Below are 15,902 nucleotides of genomic sequence, written 5' to 3'. Positions count from 1 at the left end.
CGGCAATTGAACCCCACAGGATGTAGTCATGTTCGGGCAATCGCGTTGGTCTTCCGAACCAGGTTTCACTGAGCGCGCCAAGGACCTCCGGGGTGAGCTGCGCTTCGATCTGCTCATTCAGAGACGACAGAAGGTCGCCTGAAGATGACGAAACAAAAAAACCAAACGGCGTTTCACCCAGAGGCGGTTCGATGGCCTCGACGAAGATGTCAGAGCCCATTTGGCGTAATCGCCTCGAAAAACTGTCCGCAGCCGCCACCGTCGCATCGATTTCTCCGGTCAGCAGAGCCATGAGGCGGGCATCGGGATTGGGAAACTCCACGATGTTTGTGAATGAGTTCTGAGCGGCCAGTGTGACAGACAATGAGCCGGTGACCACTCCGATGCGGCTTCCAAGGAAGTCTTCTGGTGACCGCCTGGCGCCGTTCTTCTTTGTAAAGAGCATTGTTCGGAAGGATCCGAATGGCTGCGTTGCAATTGCAGTTGCCAGACGATCTGGGGTCAACCCCAGTGTCGAGCTCATGTCGGCCTCTCCTGAAACCATCATATCCATTACAACACCGGGGTCGTCGGCACGCAGGAACTCCAGTTCACGCCCGTCAGCCGCTACGAGAAGTCTCGCAATATCAATGGCAAGGCCCTGGGGTTGTCCATCGACGCCGGTAAAGCTGTGAGGGTAAAACTCCGAATACGCCATCCGGACGGGAGCCGGATCAGGTTCCTGTGCGGCGGGCGGTGAAGCCTTTAGGTAACAGGCAACACCCACACCGAAAAAAACAAACATTCTCAAAGTGGTGAAACCCGACACCATAAGACTATCCATCGATCATTTTCCTCGGCGCAGGTAAATCAGACAGGTCTTAATTTTTTGACGAGATAATGAGAACGATGTTTCTGACTTTCGTAACAGGATGTTCTTGAATTCGTCCGGTGTCACGCGATCCGGGGATTCAATGCCGTACAGCATGTGTTAAATGGCTTACTGTGCTCCGGGAAGGGCGCCCACAAGGGGTTGGATTTCAGCTCTTTGGCTTCGCAAGCGGATGAGATGCATGTAGCGATAAGAATAACTCTGCAGGACGTTGTTCCCGTTCGCGCAGGATGGCCCTCTTCGTTGTGGTCAGCTGGTCGCCAAATTGACATAAAGTTGTTTTTTGTGGGGACGCTGCGTTAAGTCTTTCGTAACCTTTATTAAGCAACCTGCGTTGCAACTGATCAAAAAGCTTGAAATTTCTGGACCATCGCCATGAATATTTTGCTCATTGACGACGATGAATACGATGCGTTCGACATTACATTTCGGATAAAATCACTTCAATGCGATGCTTTGGTAATACACGCTTCGAGTTCAGATGATGCATTGGAAGAGATTTCGAGTCGCGAAAGCTCATTTTTTGACGTTATCTTCGTCGACCAACACATGCCCGGCAAACTGGGAACAGATTTGTGCCTTCAGTTAAAGCAACTCTACGTGGAAGGCTCTCCCGCTCTCGTCCTCTTGACCAGTGATGGCACTGACACAACACGAAGCAGGGCTTTGGCAAATGACTGCGACGGATTTTTGACAAAACCGGCAGACGATAGCCGCCTTCGCAAGTTTCTTGATGGCACACGCTGCCACTGGAACCCCGCTGATCTGCCGTCTGACCTGGATCTGTATCGCAGTTACTTGCAGAGCAGAGAACTCGCATCCGTTTAGTGTTTTGATCGAGACCGTCAAATTGCTTAATCTGACGCAACTGGCTTGGGAAGCTTCAAAATGAATTCTGTTCCACCACTTGGATATGGCACACAATGTAGCTCTGCGGAGTGCAGTTCGGCGATGCGTCTGCATGTGGCAAGGCCCAGTCCAGACCCGCTGTATGCTGTCTGAGTATGCAGTCTTTTGAAGGGCTCGAATATTTCTTCTCTGAATTGTTCTTCTATTCCAATACCATTATCGGACACGCTTACCCGCCAGGCCTCAGCGTCCTCGGAAAGCGATACATGAACGCTTGGCGGGTTCGACGTATTATACTTGATGCCATTTTCGACCACGTTTTGTAACAATTGTGCAAGGAGATCTGGCGCGCCCCAAATTCGATCAACTCCTATCTCGAGAGTTATTTTCGCTCCTGTCTTTTCGATTTGATACTGCAGATTACGTTGTACAGTCTCCAGAAGGCGTTTCGCATCAATTGAGCCAAACGATGTTTTGGTTTTTTCAGCATTCGAGAATGCATGTAATGAGACAACAAGCCTGTCCATATGCTCAACGCCGTCCGTAATAAATTGGTGCAATTCTTCACGCATTTCCTGAGTTACCGGAGTGTCAGTCTGGGTGAGTATTTCGATGGGACCGCGAATGGACCTGAGCGGCGCGCGGAGATCGTGAACCAGTATGTCGGCAAAATCCCTGAGGCCCTGCTGCTGGCGTGCGAGTCGTTTCGCCATATCCTTGCGCTCTATAGCGTGCGCGACCCGCCGTTTGATATCAATCTGCGAAATCGTTTTTTTGATGACGTAATCTTGTGCGCCGAGCTTAAGGGCTTTGACGGCGATGTCTTCGCTTCCCTCTCCTGTGATCATGACAACTGTCAGGTCTTCTCTATCTTTCAGAACCTTAGACAACAGCTGAAGCCCGTCACAGCCAGGCATAGAGTAGTCAAGCAGGATGCAGTCTATCGACGTGTTCTCTGACAAACACGCGAAACAGGAGGCCTCATCATGCGCTTCTAACACCTTGTAGGCGTCGTCATGATCCCGCGCGAAAGATCTGATAATTGCCTCTCGATCTTCAGGGTCATCATCAACGATAAGAAGCGTATTCATAAATCAAAGCCGGAAAGGTAGTGTCGCAGAATTCAGCCAGAATGCTTTTAACGCTTCCATTTGCGTTGCAAAAACTGACCAGTTGATTGGTTTCTTGACGAAAGTATTCGCCCCCTTGCGGTAACACTCCTGAACGTCGGCCGGATCGTCCGATGTGGTTAGGATGGCAACCGGAATGCTCTTCAGTTGGTCGTGCGACTTTATCTTTGCCAGCAATGCGCGACCATCCAATCCCGGCATATTCAAATCCATTATTATGAACAATCGGCGCGCCTCCGATCCATCCGCATCTTTTGCGGGATCGACGTTCAGAGTATTCCAGGCCTCGACCCCGTCCCGACACCGGACAACACGCTGCTCGATCGCCGCAGGCAGACTTAACGCTCTGAGTGTCGCCTCATAGTCATCATCGCTGTCTTCAACGATGAGGATGTCGACAGTATCATCTTCCATTCCACGCCCTTTCGCGTCCGGCATGCCCGTTCAAACGACAGCGCCTGGCAATGAAGCGTCGGTAGGCAAACGGGACCCTTCTGTCCGTTCACCTTCGACGGGCTCTGGTTGTTTTGCAAACGAAATGTAGAAAGTACTGCCCGCCCCGGGGGACGACGTAAAATCCACCACGCCGCCTGAAATTTCGACGACTTTCTTCACAAACGTCAGACCAGATCCGGAACCGGGTCCATAAGACTGCTCATTGTGCAGCCGCTTGAACATCTTGAATACTGAATCGTGAAACTCTTCTCTGATTCCGATCCCGTTGTCTTTGACGTAGTAGACTTCGTCAATCTGACGGCCGTTGACAAAGGCGCGGGGAAGATACCCAATCCTGATCGTTTTTCGTGCTTCGTCGTTGTAGACGACCCCATTCATAATCAGGTTACGGAAGACCGTATCGATCTGCGCCGGGTCGGAGTTCAGGTCTGGCAGATCTGTTTCAATATCCACTGTCGCGTTGCGATGACTCAGGAACTCGGACAGAGATCCGACAATTTCGCCAACAGAGTCCCCGACATTTATCGACCTGACCGAGAGCGATGCGCCGAGGCTGGAATACGTCATGAGCGTGGATATCAGGGACTCGACATGTTCGCATAGCTCAACAATGCGGCCCAGTCTCTTGCGGGCATCAGGTGCCAGCGTGTCATTGTGATCCTGATCAATAAACTGGGCCTGGTTTGAAATACCCCGCAAGGGTGCTTTCAGGTCGTGTGATGCGATATGCGCAAACTCGCTCAACCTGCTTTGCGCCTCCTGCGATTCCTGCACGATCTTCTTGCCCATCATGATTTGCGCGTCCTTGCGGATCATGTCCTCGCGACTGGGTAAAACCAGGAAACTGGGCAGCAACCGTGCCAGCTGAAATGCTGTGTAGATCGAGACACCAGCTGTAAGCAACTTGACGATCCCCTGAAGGCCGTAGGCTGGGTACCAAAGCGTCAGGAACGCGCCTGTATGGCTCAAAGCGCAGGCGGTAATAAAGGCAGCAAACATACGTGCGACGCTTGGATCAATTAAATCAGGACGACGCTTTTGTGCCTTCAGGATGAGCAAAGGGATCGTGAAATAGGCCAGAGCAATCAGCACATCTGACCCGCCATGAAGCACAATCAGATCTGGCCGCCACAAAAGACACATGCCGTGCGGCACAAACTGAGCAGAGTCAAAAATACTCCTGATAACGTCCAGCATGGATAGCCCCCTTTGCCCTTGATGCTCTTTTCGGAGCACGTTCGGATAAGACTACACAACCTGACGACGAAATGGGTTAACACATTCTTAACCAATCTGGACCGCAACGATCAGGGGAAAGTTACATGGTATCAGCGCAAACGGTGCTTGTGCGAACCACCCTTGGCATCTGGGTCGGTCGAGAGCATCAAAACTGCCGCATGCGTAGCAATCCAATATGCATAAGGTCCAAACTGTCGTTGCGTGACGGCGAAATCATCACTGCATCTGTGGCTTTCAGTTGTAACAAATAGCTCTCTTGGCTACGTTCAGGCATCAAAAGTGAAGCGGGTAAATGCGAAACACCAAAAAAGTTCTGATCGTTGAAGATGATGAGTTCACGTGGTTTATGATGCGTAGCATCATTGCGACACTGGATGTCGACGTCGACCTCGCGCAAGATGGTGCGGACGGATGCGAAAAAATATCACAGAACCCTGAAAGATACGGTCTCGTCCTGATGGACATACATATGCCTGGCGTAGGCGGCCTTGAAGCGACAAATCGGATCAGAGCACACCCTAATGATCCACCACGTGACTTGCCAATCATTGCGGTCACCAACGATACCCGTTTTCATGACGAGAATTACATAGAGCACCTCGGGATGAATGGTTACGCAACAAAGCCAATTACCGCTGGAGAACTGCTCGGGTTTGTTGAGAGTTTTTGCGTATCCGGCGCAACTTAAAAAAGTCCGTTTTGCGTGACTGGGCCAGAAAATCTGGCAGCTCATTATTACCGGCAATGTCGGATTTCATCGCTGTGTGACCATACGTGCATGTTGCAGCAATTGGGAGGTGTGAGCTCGCAACCGTCATTAGATCGAGCGTAGCATCGGGCCGAACAGTCTGAGCGGATTTATCGTGGACGGCCCATTCCAGACGTTTGACTTAGCAAACGAATGCTGCGGTCGCAGCCCGCATTGCGGACTTTCGCTGCGCATGCGAAATCCGGGCCTCATCGAACTCACACATCGCGGGAAAAGCTGACCTTCAATTTTCACCCTTCGCTAACGCAGCATCCGTTCGCAACTGCGTTGAGACGGTTGAGGCAGTGCAACAGATTTGCCGATTGCGGTCGTTCAAAGCCGCGCTTGAGGCGAGATCTCAAACTGACCCTCCGCTTCTAGGGGCTCATAAGGATGGTGTTAGCGACCGCATTCTTGACGAACCGATAGGCACTCTGGAAGTCAATTTCGTCATTTACTTTTCGCCAAATGACAGAACAATGTGAAAACGAGATCGTGGAGTTATCCTGCCAGTGCAAGATGCGAGTGTATTATTTTTCTTGGGATGGCATCCCCTATTGCAGTCAGTGACAGCGGCGTTGCTCACATACAACCTCGTAAAGAAGAACGACTGTATTTTACTATTGCGCAAGCACGATTCACTTACGAAGACGGAGCAGCGGAGAATAGAGCGCGGGCTTTGCCGTGCTATTTTTTTTTGAAGCGCTCTTCATCGTTCCGGCTAGTGCAACACCATTAGCCGGTTTGGCAGTGGCTGTGCTCCCTGCATACTTCGCTTCACAAACAACGGCATATTTTTTTGTTGTTGGCTTTGCCAGCGTTGGCTTTCCCTTGCATGCTCTAAAAAAGCTAACCGTGAACATGGCTCTCAAGGCGCTTGAGAAAACCGCAGAGGATTTGGAAGAATGAGATTGCCCCATGAGCAACGTGTCTTTGATTGGTTTTTTTGGTTGCAGACCGCTTAGGATGGCTCGAAAATCAAAACGCCAGACGTGTTAGTCGGCATCGATGGGACGTCAAAAAATCACTGCGACCGGAACTGCTTTTTGGTGCGGATGCAAGGGATGACTTCAAATGGTAGCTGGTAGTAAGTGCACTTATTACAATTATTTTTATAGCTCCAATAACCTATTTTTTGGGTGGGATTGTTGGTTTTGGTGTCTGGCTGGCGTGGGGTGGATTTCTTGTCTTTAAGAGTTCGGGTCGGGTCTTATCCGATTTCGCCACGCTTGAAGACTACGAGGAACATCTAACCCGAAAAAGAGCACAGGAGAGAGTTTGTCTACCTGGGACTGCCCGCTTTCAACTCGAGGACGGAACGTGTGTTTCACTGTCAGATTTAAGACCAGGTCAGACTATAGCGGTTTGGGATTCCCATCGAAAGCAATTCTCGACAGCTATCGTCCTCACCAAAGAGGCGAAAGGCATCGAAAGAGTTTATTCCGTTGAACACGCGTGGGGCGTTTTCTGCGCCACTGGAAGCCACGCTGTTATGACTAGACAAGGGTGGCATTTAATATCTGATATCGTTCCTGGCGATGCGGTGTTGTTCAGTTTGAACGGTGAATCCACTTGAAGCGTTTTCGCCTCCAATGTCGCATCAGCAAGTAACGATGCCGTGTTTTCTGTTCGAACATCTCCGTTGGACACGCCGGTAGTGAACGGTGTTGTTACCCATAACAGATCGGCTTGGTTGATCACACAGCGCGTTGTAAGACAAGTTGCAGAAAAGCTCGAGGCCTGATGCCCCGAGTTTCGTCCTTTGGTCACTACCGAGGCCTGTTTTGCTCGCCACCTCAGAACTGCGCGCCCAATCTTCACTGCCCTTCACAACAATGACCCCTTTTCGTACCACCGTGCGACGCAGATCATTGCGCAGGTGCGGCGTTTGTCGCAGCCAATGCGCAAAACGCAAAACCCTCAAATTCACACATTGGGCTCTCTTCCGCCATTCATGGCGACGCAGCATATCGCTCGACTGACCCGACCGCCCCTGCCACGGGCGGCCCAAAGCCGCCGTCCGACCTCCGACTGCGATGCCGCAGTTGCAGCCCACACAGCCGACATTCGCTGCGATCGCGATATTTGGATGGGTCCGAACTCACACAACGCGGACAAAGCAGCCATTCATTTCGCCAGTTTTTTGATCGTCCCACTTCAATAAAGTGGCGCATCTTAGGGCGGTTCCACAAGGCTCAGAACGCCCACAGAATCCAAGCCGCCGAGAACTGCGTCGACTGCGATAGTCGCCAAAATTATTCCCATAACGCGACTGATAACGTTAGCCCCAGTGTTCCCAAGAACTTTCTTCACCTGCGATGCCAACAGCAAAAGTACCAGCGTTAGTAGCATAACGACCAATAGCAATCCGGCAGTGATTACCTGCTCTTGCACAGGGTTGGAGTGATTATCAGTCAAAACAACGATTGCAAGCATAGCTCCTGGGGAAGCAATCGACGGCATGGCGAGTGGAAAAACAGCCCCTGACAAGTCGTTGCGCTCAGCTTCTGCAATCTCTTTATCTGACTTAGAAGCACCAAAAATCATCATCATCGCAAAGAGAAACAAAACCATGCCGCCGGCGATCTGGAATGAACCGAAACGAAGACCGAGTGCTTCCAGAAGCAATTGACCTGCAACTAAGAAGAATAAGAGGACAATAGTTGCGACCAAAACTGCTCGAATTGCGAAAGCTCTGTGCCGCGACTGCGGTACTGAAGCAGTGGCAAAGTAGAACACTGGCAAGGTTCCTATAGGATCAACAACTACAAGGATAGTGATGAACTCGCGCCCAAGGTCTGCCCAGTTCATTCCAAACACTCGACCCTACCTTTCAGTTTGTGAATGTCATTCTATCCTGTCTTCAATAGGATTGAAATCGGGCGATGCTGCATGTGCAAACCGACGAAACAATGGTTAATGTGCAGCGAAGGTCCGCTTCCCGCCTCACTCAGCCATAATGTCAGATTTGGGTGGTGTGCCGTCACAACTTCTGTTCTGCAAAGTATCCCCCGTCTGCGAGACACTCAGCCATTAATCGAGCCAAACTGAGCTCTCTCTCAACTCTGGCTTGACGCTCACATGGCTATGAAATAGTACCTCAACTGACTGAGCGGGCGTTGTGTAGTGGTAAGACCTTAGCCTTCCAAGCTAATGACGCGGGTTCGATTCCCGCCGCCCGCTCCAGAATAATTTTCATGCCGCGCCACCGTGATGTCTCTTCGTCCGTGCCAACCGTGTGCCGGCAAAAATGAGCGTTTCGTCCCACTCTTTGGTGGTGTCAAAGCTGCCTGGGCAGGGCGTGAGTTACGACGCTGAAAGTTTATTCCTCTGCGGTATATTTCAATCAGAAAACACGGAACGCAGCGGACGGTGCGCATCAGGCTGACCGGGCGCATGGGATCGCAAAATCCTGGGAACTGCATCTGTGTGGTACAGTCATGCCTGCGGTCAGACGCCGCTTATGCGTCAGGGCGGCTTGACGCCCGTGCCCGGTGCCGCCAAAAAAAGACCGACTGAACAAAGGACTTGTGATGGCCCGGCCCAATCCCCCGGCTCCTGGTGCGCCGGGGCAAAGCGACGAACGCGAGAAATCGAAAAAGCTGGGAGCTCTGGCAGCACTTACGCCGTTTCTCTGGCCCTACCGCAAACTGATGGCTGCTGCGCTGGCCGCATTGGTTGTCACCGCCATGCTGTCTCTGACGCTTCCTCTGGCCGTGCGCCGCGTTGTGGACAATTTTGATACCAAAAGCGCGCGGGATCTCGATCTTTACTTTGCTGCGGCACTTGGGATTGCCGCACTGCTGGCGGTGGGAACAGGGCTTCGCTATGCGCTGGTGACGCGGCTTGGTGAAAGGGTTGTGGCAGATATCCGCAAGGCCGTTTTCGACCGTGTTATCGGCATGAGCCCGGCATTTTATGAAAAAACCATGACGGGCGAGGTGCTGAGCCGGATTACCACGGACACCACGCTGATCCTTTCTGTCATCGGGTCGTCTGTCTCTATCGCATTGCGGAATGTCCTTATCTTTGTGGGCGGGCTCATTCTGATGCTGCTCACCTCGGCCAAGCTTACCGGGCTGGTTCTGTTGCTGGTGCCTGCGGTGATTGTACCTATTCTTGTGCTGGGCCGGCGGCTCAGAGTGCTGAGCCGCGAAAACCAGGACTGGATCGCGGCGTCTTCGGGCAACGCCTCTGAAGCGCTCGGGGCGGTGCAGACGGTTCAGGCCTATACCCATGAGGGGGCCAGCCGCGACCGGTTCGCGCAGATGACCGAGCAATCCTATGATGCCGCGCGGCGGCGTGTGACGACCAGAGCCGTCATGACTGTGATCGTGATTTTCCTGGTGTTTGCGGGCATCGTGGGCGTTTTGTGGATCGGCGCGCGGGATGTGCGCGGAGGCGAGATGACACAGGGCGCCCTGGTGCAGTTTGTCATCTATGCTGTGATGGTCGCGGGGGGCGTCGCGGCGCTGTCAGAGATCTGGGGTGAACTGCAGCGCGCAGCCGGGGCGACAGAGCGGCTCGTTGAGCTGTTACAGACAGAAGACACTGTCCGTGACAGCAAAAGCGCCGGGTCCCTCCCGGAGCCTGTCAGAGGCAGGATCGGATTTGAAAAGGTAACCTTTGCCTATCCGTCCCGCCCGGGGATCAGAGCACTGGACGCGGTCAGCCTGACCATCGAGCCCGGTGAAACGGTGGCTTTTGTCGGCCCGTCCGGCGCGGGGAAAACAACGATCATTCAGATGATACTGCGGTTTTATGATCCGGCATCGGGGCGCATTACGCTCGACGGTATCGATCTGGCCGATCTGCGCCGCGAGGCCTTTCGCAGGGCGGTTGCGCTTGTGCCCCAGGACCCGGTGATCTTTGCAGCCTCTGCACGCGAAAACATCCGGTTCGGACGGCCGGACGCAACAGATGCAGAAACCGATGCCGCGGCCCGCGCGGCGGCGGCCCATGACTTTATCACGGCACTGCCGGACGGCTATGACAGCTACCTCGGCGAACGCGGGGTGATGCTCTCGGGCGGGCAGAAGCAACGCATCGCGATTGCGCGCGCCATTCTCAGGGATGCGCCCGTGCTGCTGCTGGACGAGGCGACAAGCGCTCTGGATGCGGAAAGCGAGCGTGCAGTTCAGCTGGCTGTAGACCGGCTGAGCGAGGGGCGCACAACGCTGATTGTGGCGCACCGCCTGGCGACCGTAAAAAAAGCCGACCGGATCATTGTGATGGATCAGGGACGTATCGTGGCCACCGGGCCGCATGATCAGCTGGTGGCCGAAGGTGGGCTGTATGCGCGTCTGGCGCGTTTGCAGTTTACCGACGGGATCGCGGCGGAATAGGCCGCGTCTGATTTTTACGTGACGTCCCCGCGGGGAAAGGCGGCGTGCAATGGCTTGCAGAACACGCCCAAAACCCGCATTTTGCCTGTCAGAAAAGAAAAACCCGAAACCGGGGGCTCTGGGAGGAGACACGTATGACATTTGCCGGCCGCGCGGATTGTGAAGCAATCGAGAAAGAGATGCCCTGGAGTGACCGGGATATGCCTGTCACACTGTACGGCCAGCTGAGCCGGACGGCGGAAAAATTTCCCAACCACAACGCGGTCAGCTACCAGATTTTCTCGGGGCCCAAAGACAAAGCGGAAACCCTGTCATGGTCTGATCTGAAAGATAAAACCGCCCAGGCCGCCAACCTTTTCCGCTCGCTTGGCATTACCGAGACAGACGTCGTTGCCTACATTCTGCCAAATGCAAACGAGACTGTTCTGGCACTGCTGGGCGGGGCGGTTGCAGGTATCGTAAACCCGATCAACCCGCTCCTGGATGCCGAGCAGATTGGCTCGATCCTGCGGGAAACCGGTGCCAAAGTCGTCGTCACTCTCAAGCCTTTCCCGAAAACGGATGTTGCGGATAAAGCAGCGGAAGCGGTGGCCCTGGCGCCGGGTGTCGAAACCGTGCTGGAGGTTGATCTGCTGCGGTATCTGACGCCTCCAAAGTCCTGGATCGTGCCGCTGATCCGACCCAAACGCACGGTGCAGAACCAGGCCGCCTACAAGGATTTTCTGGGCGAACTGTCCCGGCAGCCCAAAACACTCGGCTTTGAGGATATCCAGGAAGACCGTGTGGCCTGCTATTTTCACACAGGCGGCACAACCGGCATGCCAAAGGTTGCGCAGCACCGCTATTCCGGGCTGATCTATAATGGCTGGCTGGGCGCGCGCCTGCTCTTTTCCGAAGAAGACACGATCATCTGCCCGCTGCCGATGTTCCATGTTTTTGCCTGCCACGTGATCCTGATGGCGGCCGTGACCTCCGGCGCGCATGTCGTGTTCCCGACGCCGCAGGGCTATCGCGGCGAGGGGGTCATGGATAACTTCTGGAAGCTCATTGAGCGCTGGAAGGTGACCTTTATCATCACGGTGCCTACGGCAATCTCGGCCAAGATGCAGCGTCCGATTGATGCGGACGTCAGCTCTGTCAAAACCGCCTTCTCCGGCTCGGCACCGCTGCCGCTGGAGCTGTTCCGCCGGTTTGAAAAGGCCACCGGCGTGACGCTTGTGGAGGGCTATGGCCTGACAGAAGCGACCTGCCTTGTCTCTGTCAATCCGACGGACGGCGAGAAAAAAGTCGGCAGTATCGGCGTGCCGCTGCCCTATTGCGACGTCAAAATTTACAAGGGAACGCCCGACGGCCCGATCGAGGCCGCAACAGACGAGATCGGTGAAATCTGTGTTTCGAACCCAGGCGTTTTCGTGGGCAATACCTACACAGAAGCGGACAAGAACGCTGATCTTTACTATGGGCAGCACCTGCGCACGGGCGATCTGGGACGCATCGACACGGATGGCTACGTCTGGATCACCGGACGCGCCAAGGACCTGATCATCCGGGGCGGGCACAACATTGATCCCGCCGAGATTGAGGAGGCGCTGCTGCATCACGAAGCCGTCGCTTTTGCCGGGGCTATCGGTCAGCCGGATGCCCATTCCGGCGAAGTGCCCTGTGCTTTTGTTGAGCTGGTGGGCGGCGCAAGCGTGAGCGAGGAAGAGCTTCTGGCTTTCTGCAAAGAGCGTGTTCTGGAGCGGGCCGCGCAGCCTAAGCATATGACAATTATGCCAGAATTGCCCAAAACCGCAGTTGGCAAGATCTTTAAACCTGACCTGCGCAAGCATGCGATCACCCGGATCTACAACGGCGCCCTGGAAAAGGCGGGCGTTGCCGCGCGGGTTGTCTCTGTCACCGACGACAAGAAGCGCGGACTGGTCGCTCAGATCCAGCCCAACGGCGCATCCGAGGACGCCATCGGCGCGGTTCTGGGCGACTTTATCCGCCCGTGGGAGCTGGCCGGCACGGCGGTCGCTGCGGAATAATCAGCTCAAAAACGAGCCTGCTTTCATCGTGTCGGGCACGGGTGCGCCCAGACGGTGCAGGATGGTCGGGGCCAGCTGCAGCTGGTCAATGACAGTGTCCGGGGCAGGGCCCTCGGCCGGGCCGAAGTAATAGAGCGCCGCGTCCTGTTGCAGCGGGTCGCGGCCGCCATGATGCCCGCGGTCGTCCTGACCATGATCTGCCGTCACGATGATTTCGTAGCCTGCCGCGCGCCAGCGGTGAATGAAGGGCGCGAGCATCTCGTCCATGACCGCACAGGCGTGGTCCATCTCCTGGCAGTCGTGGAAAAACCGGTGCCCCATACAGTCGAGCGTGCAGCTGTGCAGCATGCCGTAATTCAGCTCAAACCGATTGCAAAGCATTGTCAGCGTTGCAAAAAGATCGACGTCTGACGGTGTCATCTGGTTGGTCAGATTGTACCCGGTCATGCTGTGAAACCGCCCGTGACAGATGGTGTCGCTGCCCGGTTCGTCATATTCGACATCACGGACAAAGTCGAAAGGCGCGCGGTTGAAAAACTCCGACCAGAAGGAATGCGCAACCGCTCCGGTGATCCCGCCCGCCTGGCGGACCTGAGAGAACACATCGGGCTGCGAGAGCCGGAACACATTGCCGTTGCCGGTGCAGCCATGTTCAGCCGGGGTCACGCCGGTGTGGATAGAGGCATAGCAGCTGGCCGAGATCGACGGCAGGACCGAGCGGATTTTCCATACACGCGCCTCGCCGGTGTCTGCCCAGCCTTCAAGGTTGCCGAACAGGCGGCGCCAGTTGCGCCAGGGCACACCGTCGATGATGATGAGCAGCAGTTTACGATCCATGCGGGCCTCCGGTCCTGTCAGGGTTATCTGACCGTAAGGGCAGCGCGCGCGCAACACCGATCACGTCCTGGGCCGGATTTTTGTCTGAACCGCGCCAGAGGCCTGATTTTCAGGGAAAAAGCGACGTCGGTTTTACGTCGGTATAACGTCGGTATTTTGTCGGTGCATGTGTCGGTTTTCCCGCTCCGACCCCGGTTTCAGGCAGGATCGTTAACCTGTTCCTGGCCGGGCGCACGGTCCTGCGGGCCGTCAGGCGAATGCACGTTCCCGGACCTGCATGCGTGCTGCCTGCATCCGGTCATTGGTGTTGCGGATCACCAGATTGCGCACCCGGGTAAAGGTCGCATCAAAGCGCATCGCGGTCGCATCAAGGCGGAACGTGTCATGCATATTGACGCGGGTCGGCCCCACCCGGCGGCCCAGCCGCAGCTGGCGGTGAGCGTGGTCGATTGCGGCAGCGGTGCGCGCCAGTGTGCCGCAGTTCTGGGTTGGCCGGAAGGCGCTCTGGCATCCCATCAGAAGGGTGCGGCCCGGCGCGATCTGCACCGGCCCGATCGACAGCAGGTTAAAGAAAAGCGTGCCGTTGCGACGGTAGTTGATCACGCAGAAACTGTCGGAGCCGTGGTTCTGGCAAACCGATGCGATCTCGTCAGATACGGTCCGGTCAGACACCCGACCCTGGAGAAAACGGCAGTTCTGTCCGATGACTTCCTGGACCGGATAGAGTGTGAGCTCTTCGAAAGCGCGGTTCGCATAGACCAGCGGCATGTCGTCCAGCGACGGATCCGCCAGTGTCACCGATGTCGTGAGACTGTCGCAGGCTGCCCGCAGAGCGGGTGAAAGTCCTGCTGGCAGATTGATGCCGTCGAGCATGTAGAAGCGCCCCCCCTGCGCGCTGGCGCGTGGATGTTATTAACCAATTGTTAACGAATTAGCCCGGTTTTTCAATCCGGCAAGGGAAAAGGGGCCGGAACGCCCGAACACGCGAAGGTGACTTGCCGTGAATGTCCGTTGAATGGTGCCATCGGTCGCGGGGGTCCATGCTGCGCGGGCAGAGCCGGAGGGCATCACCGTGGCAAAACCCAAAAACACCCGCAAGAGCCGCCGCAAGGGGCAAAAGCACCAGACACCCCCGTCGCCCGGGCCGTCCCGGCGTGATGTGCTGAAGCTGGCCCGCATGGGGGCTGTGGGGGCGGTCGTGGCGGGCGGCGGCGGCTGGTTTGCGCTGGGCTCTTTCCGGGCCTGGGCGGCTGAGCATGATCTGAGCCGGATCGGGCAGGGTAAGCCGACAGTTGTTCAGGTGCACGATCCGCAGTGTCCGACCTGTACCGCGCTGCAAAAACAGACGCGGCAGGCGCTGCGGAATTTTGGCGAATGTGATCTGCTCTACCTGGTTGCGGACATAAAAACACAGGAAGGTCAGCGGTTTGCGGTGCAGCATGGGGTGCCGCATGTAACGCTTGTGATCTTTGACAAAGCGGGCAACCGGCAGGAAATTCTGTCGGGCATGCGCAGCAGTGAGGACCTGGTGCCTGTGTTCCGAAGATACCAGGCGGTTTCCGGCTGATCTCCGGCGCAGGCGTTAACCTTTTGTTAACGTGTGTCTTTCTGCGGCGCGGCGTCGAAAACTCTGCGCCTGCAGCATGGGGCCAGGCAAATTCCCGCATAAATAGAATTTCTGGTTCGCGGCAGTGCAGCGAGTCGTATTACCGTGGGTTGGTAATAACCTGAAGAGAGGTGGTATGATGAAGACTGTTACAACAGCGCTCGCGCTGACACTGACCTGCGGATATGCCTCGGCGGCGACACTCAGCGTGTTCACGGACCGTGCGCTGTTTGAAGCCGCGCTGAGCGGCACGGTGGAAACCGAGGATTTCGAGGGCCCCGATGCGGATATCCCGTTCGGCGCCAGTTCGGCCACAATCGGCAAGCTGACGATTTCCGCGGATGACAACGGGTCGGGCATGTACAACAAGGTGGACACACCGCCTGTCTTTCCCGAAGTGGACGGCAACGGGAGTAACGCCCTCAATATTTTTACGTTAGACGGATCCAATGCGTCGATCGCATTCGAGGATCCGGTCTTTGCCTTTGGCGCTGACTTCTTCAACTTTAATGATGACTTTCTGCGCACCCAGATCGGTGTGCTGGGGGAGGTGATCAGCCCGCCATCGACGGATGACAACACGCTGAGCTTTTTTGGAATTCTGTCGGACACAGCCTTCAGTCAGATTGATTTCCTGGCCCTGGATAATGATGTGTTCGGCGTGGACAACGTAACCACGGCTGATGCCCCGTCGATCACTGCGGTACCGGTTCCGGCCTCCTTCCCGCTGCTGCTGCTGGGGCTTGGCGGGTTGCTTCTGATCGGTCGCCGCCGGTCCTGAAACGCCCGGG

Annotated in this window: 14 protein-coding genes and 1 tRNA gene; 8 read left to right on the top strand and 7 right to left on the bottom strand. The window is 55.4% G+C overall.

The window, feature by feature from the left end:
- A partial coding sequence (locus Q1A34_RS06760) for a transporter substrate-binding domain-containing protein (protein WP_300032284.1) occupies positions 1-823 on the bottom strand: 823 nt, incomplete at its 3' end.
- Between the two features lie 423 nt (positions 824-1,246).
- Between Q1A34_RS06760 and Q1A34_RS06755 the strand changes: the two genes are divergently transcribed.
- Positions 1,247-1,699 carry a response regulator gene (locus Q1A34_RS06755; protein ID WP_300032281.1) on the top strand — a complete coding sequence of 151 codons (453 nt, stop codon included), beginning with the start codon at positions 1,247-1,249 and terminating at the stop codon, positions 1,697-1,699.
- 26 nt (positions 1,700-1,725) lie between these two features.
- Here Q1A34_RS06755 and Q1A34_RS06750 read toward each other — a convergent pair whose 3' ends face one another.
- From Q1A34_RS06750 to Q1A34_RS06740, 3 genes are read right to left on the bottom strand one after another with little or no spacing between them, the layout of a single operon-like run.
- Positions 1,726-2,811 carry a hybrid sensor histidine kinase/response regulator gene (locus tag Q1A34_RS06750; RefSeq protein WP_300032279.1) on the bottom strand — a complete coding sequence of 362 codons (1,086 nt, stop codon included), beginning with the start codon at positions 2,809-2,811 and terminating at the stop codon, positions 1,726-1,728.
- A 3-nt stretch (positions 2,812-2,814) separates the two neighbouring features.
- The gene (locus Q1A34_RS06745) at positions 2,815-3,264 is read right to left on the bottom strand and encodes a response regulator (protein ID WP_300032277.1); all 450 of its coding nucleotides are present in this window, start codon (positions 3,262-3,264) and stop codon (positions 2,815-2,817) included.
- A 30-nt stretch (positions 3,265-3,294) separates the two neighbouring features.
- On the bottom strand, positions 3,295-4,503 hold the full coding sequence (locus tag Q1A34_RS06740) for an ATP-binding protein (protein ID WP_300032275.1): 1,209 nt from the start codon (positions 4,501-4,503) through the stop codon (positions 3,295-3,297).
- Between the two features lie 334 nt (positions 4,504-4,837).
- Between Q1A34_RS06740 and Q1A34_RS06735 the strand changes: the two genes are divergently transcribed.
- Together Q1A34_RS06735 and Q1A34_RS06730 are read left to right on the top strand one after the other, a co-directional pair.
- Positions 4,838-5,233 carry a response regulator gene (locus Q1A34_RS06735; RefSeq protein ID WP_300032273.1) on the top strand — a complete coding sequence of 132 codons (396 nt, stop codon included), beginning with the start codon at positions 4,838-4,840 and terminating at the stop codon, positions 5,231-5,233.
- A gap of 744 nt (positions 5,234-5,977) precedes the next feature.
- Positions 5,978-6,202 carry a hypothetical protein gene (locus Q1A34_RS06730; protein WP_300032271.1) on the top strand — a complete coding sequence of 75 codons (225 nt, stop codon included), beginning with the start codon at positions 5,978-5,980 and terminating at the stop codon, positions 6,200-6,202.
- 1,266 nt (positions 6,203-7,468) lie between these two features.
- On the opposite strand, the gene Q1A34_RS06725 is transcribed toward Q1A34_RS06730, so the two are convergent.
- Positions 7,469-8,104 (bottom strand): MarC family protein, encoded by a 636-nt coding sequence (locus tag Q1A34_RS06725; RefSeq protein ID WP_300032269.1) that lies wholly within the window; start codon positions 8,102-8,104, stop codon positions 7,469-7,471.
- A 301-nt stretch (positions 8,105-8,405) separates the two neighbouring features.
- Between Q1A34_RS06725 and Q1A34_RS06720 the strand changes: the two genes are divergently transcribed.
- The 3 genes from Q1A34_RS06720 (at position 8,406) to Q1A34_RS06710 (ending at position 12,668) form a co-directional block, all read left to right on the top strand.
- Positions 8,406-8,479: transfer RNA gene (locus tag Q1A34_RS06720), tRNA-Gly, on the top strand.
- Positions 8,480-8,826: 347 nt separating this feature from the next.
- The gene (locus tag Q1A34_RS06715) at positions 8,827-10,638 is read left to right on the top strand and encodes an ABC transporter transmembrane domain-containing protein (RefSeq protein ID WP_300032267.1); all 1,812 of its coding nucleotides are present in this window, start codon (positions 8,827-8,829) and stop codon (positions 10,636-10,638) included.
- A gap of 134 nt (positions 10,639-10,772) precedes the next feature.
- The gene (locus tag Q1A34_RS06710) at positions 10,773-12,668 is read left to right on the top strand and encodes an acyl-CoA synthetase (RefSeq protein WP_300032265.1); all 1,896 of its coding nucleotides are present in this window, start codon (positions 10,773-10,775) and stop codon (positions 12,666-12,668) included.
- Here the strand turns inward: Q1A34_RS06710 and Q1A34_RS06705 are convergent, their stop codons facing one another.
- Positions 12,669-13,505, bottom strand: coding sequence for an alkaline phosphatase family protein (locus Q1A34_RS06705; protein WP_300032263.1), 837 nt, complete (start codon positions 13,503-13,505; stop codon positions 12,669-12,671).
- 249 nt (positions 13,506-13,754) lie between these two features.
- Positions 13,755-14,378 carry a PAS domain-containing protein gene (locus Q1A34_RS06700; RefSeq protein WP_300032261.1) on the bottom strand — a complete coding sequence of 208 codons (624 nt, stop codon included), beginning with the start codon at positions 14,376-14,378 and terminating at the stop codon, positions 13,755-13,757.
- A gap of 199 nt (positions 14,379-14,577) precedes the next feature.
- On the opposite strand from Q1A34_RS06700, the gene Q1A34_RS06695 reads away from it, so the two are divergent.
- Positions 14,578-15,072: a twin-arginine translocation signal domain-containing protein gene (locus tag Q1A34_RS06695; protein WP_300032259.1), complete on the top strand. Its 495-nt coding sequence runs from the start codon at positions 14,578-14,580 to the stop codon at positions 15,070-15,072.
- 175 nt (positions 15,073-15,247) lie between these two features.
- Positions 15,248-15,892: a PEP-CTERM sorting domain-containing protein gene (locus tag Q1A34_RS06690; RefSeq protein WP_300032257.1), complete on the top strand. Its 645-nt coding sequence runs from the start codon at positions 15,248-15,250 to the stop codon at positions 15,890-15,892.
- Positions 15,893-15,902: the final 10 nt, after the last annotated feature.

The organism is uncultured Roseobacter sp. (assembly GCF_947491795.1).
Lineage (GTDB): Bacteria > Pseudomonadota > Alphaproteobacteria > Rhodobacterales > Rhodobacteraceae > Roseobacter.
Note: the sequence above shows the minus strand (reverse complement) of the source record. Positions and strands in the feature narration are given on the sequence as shown.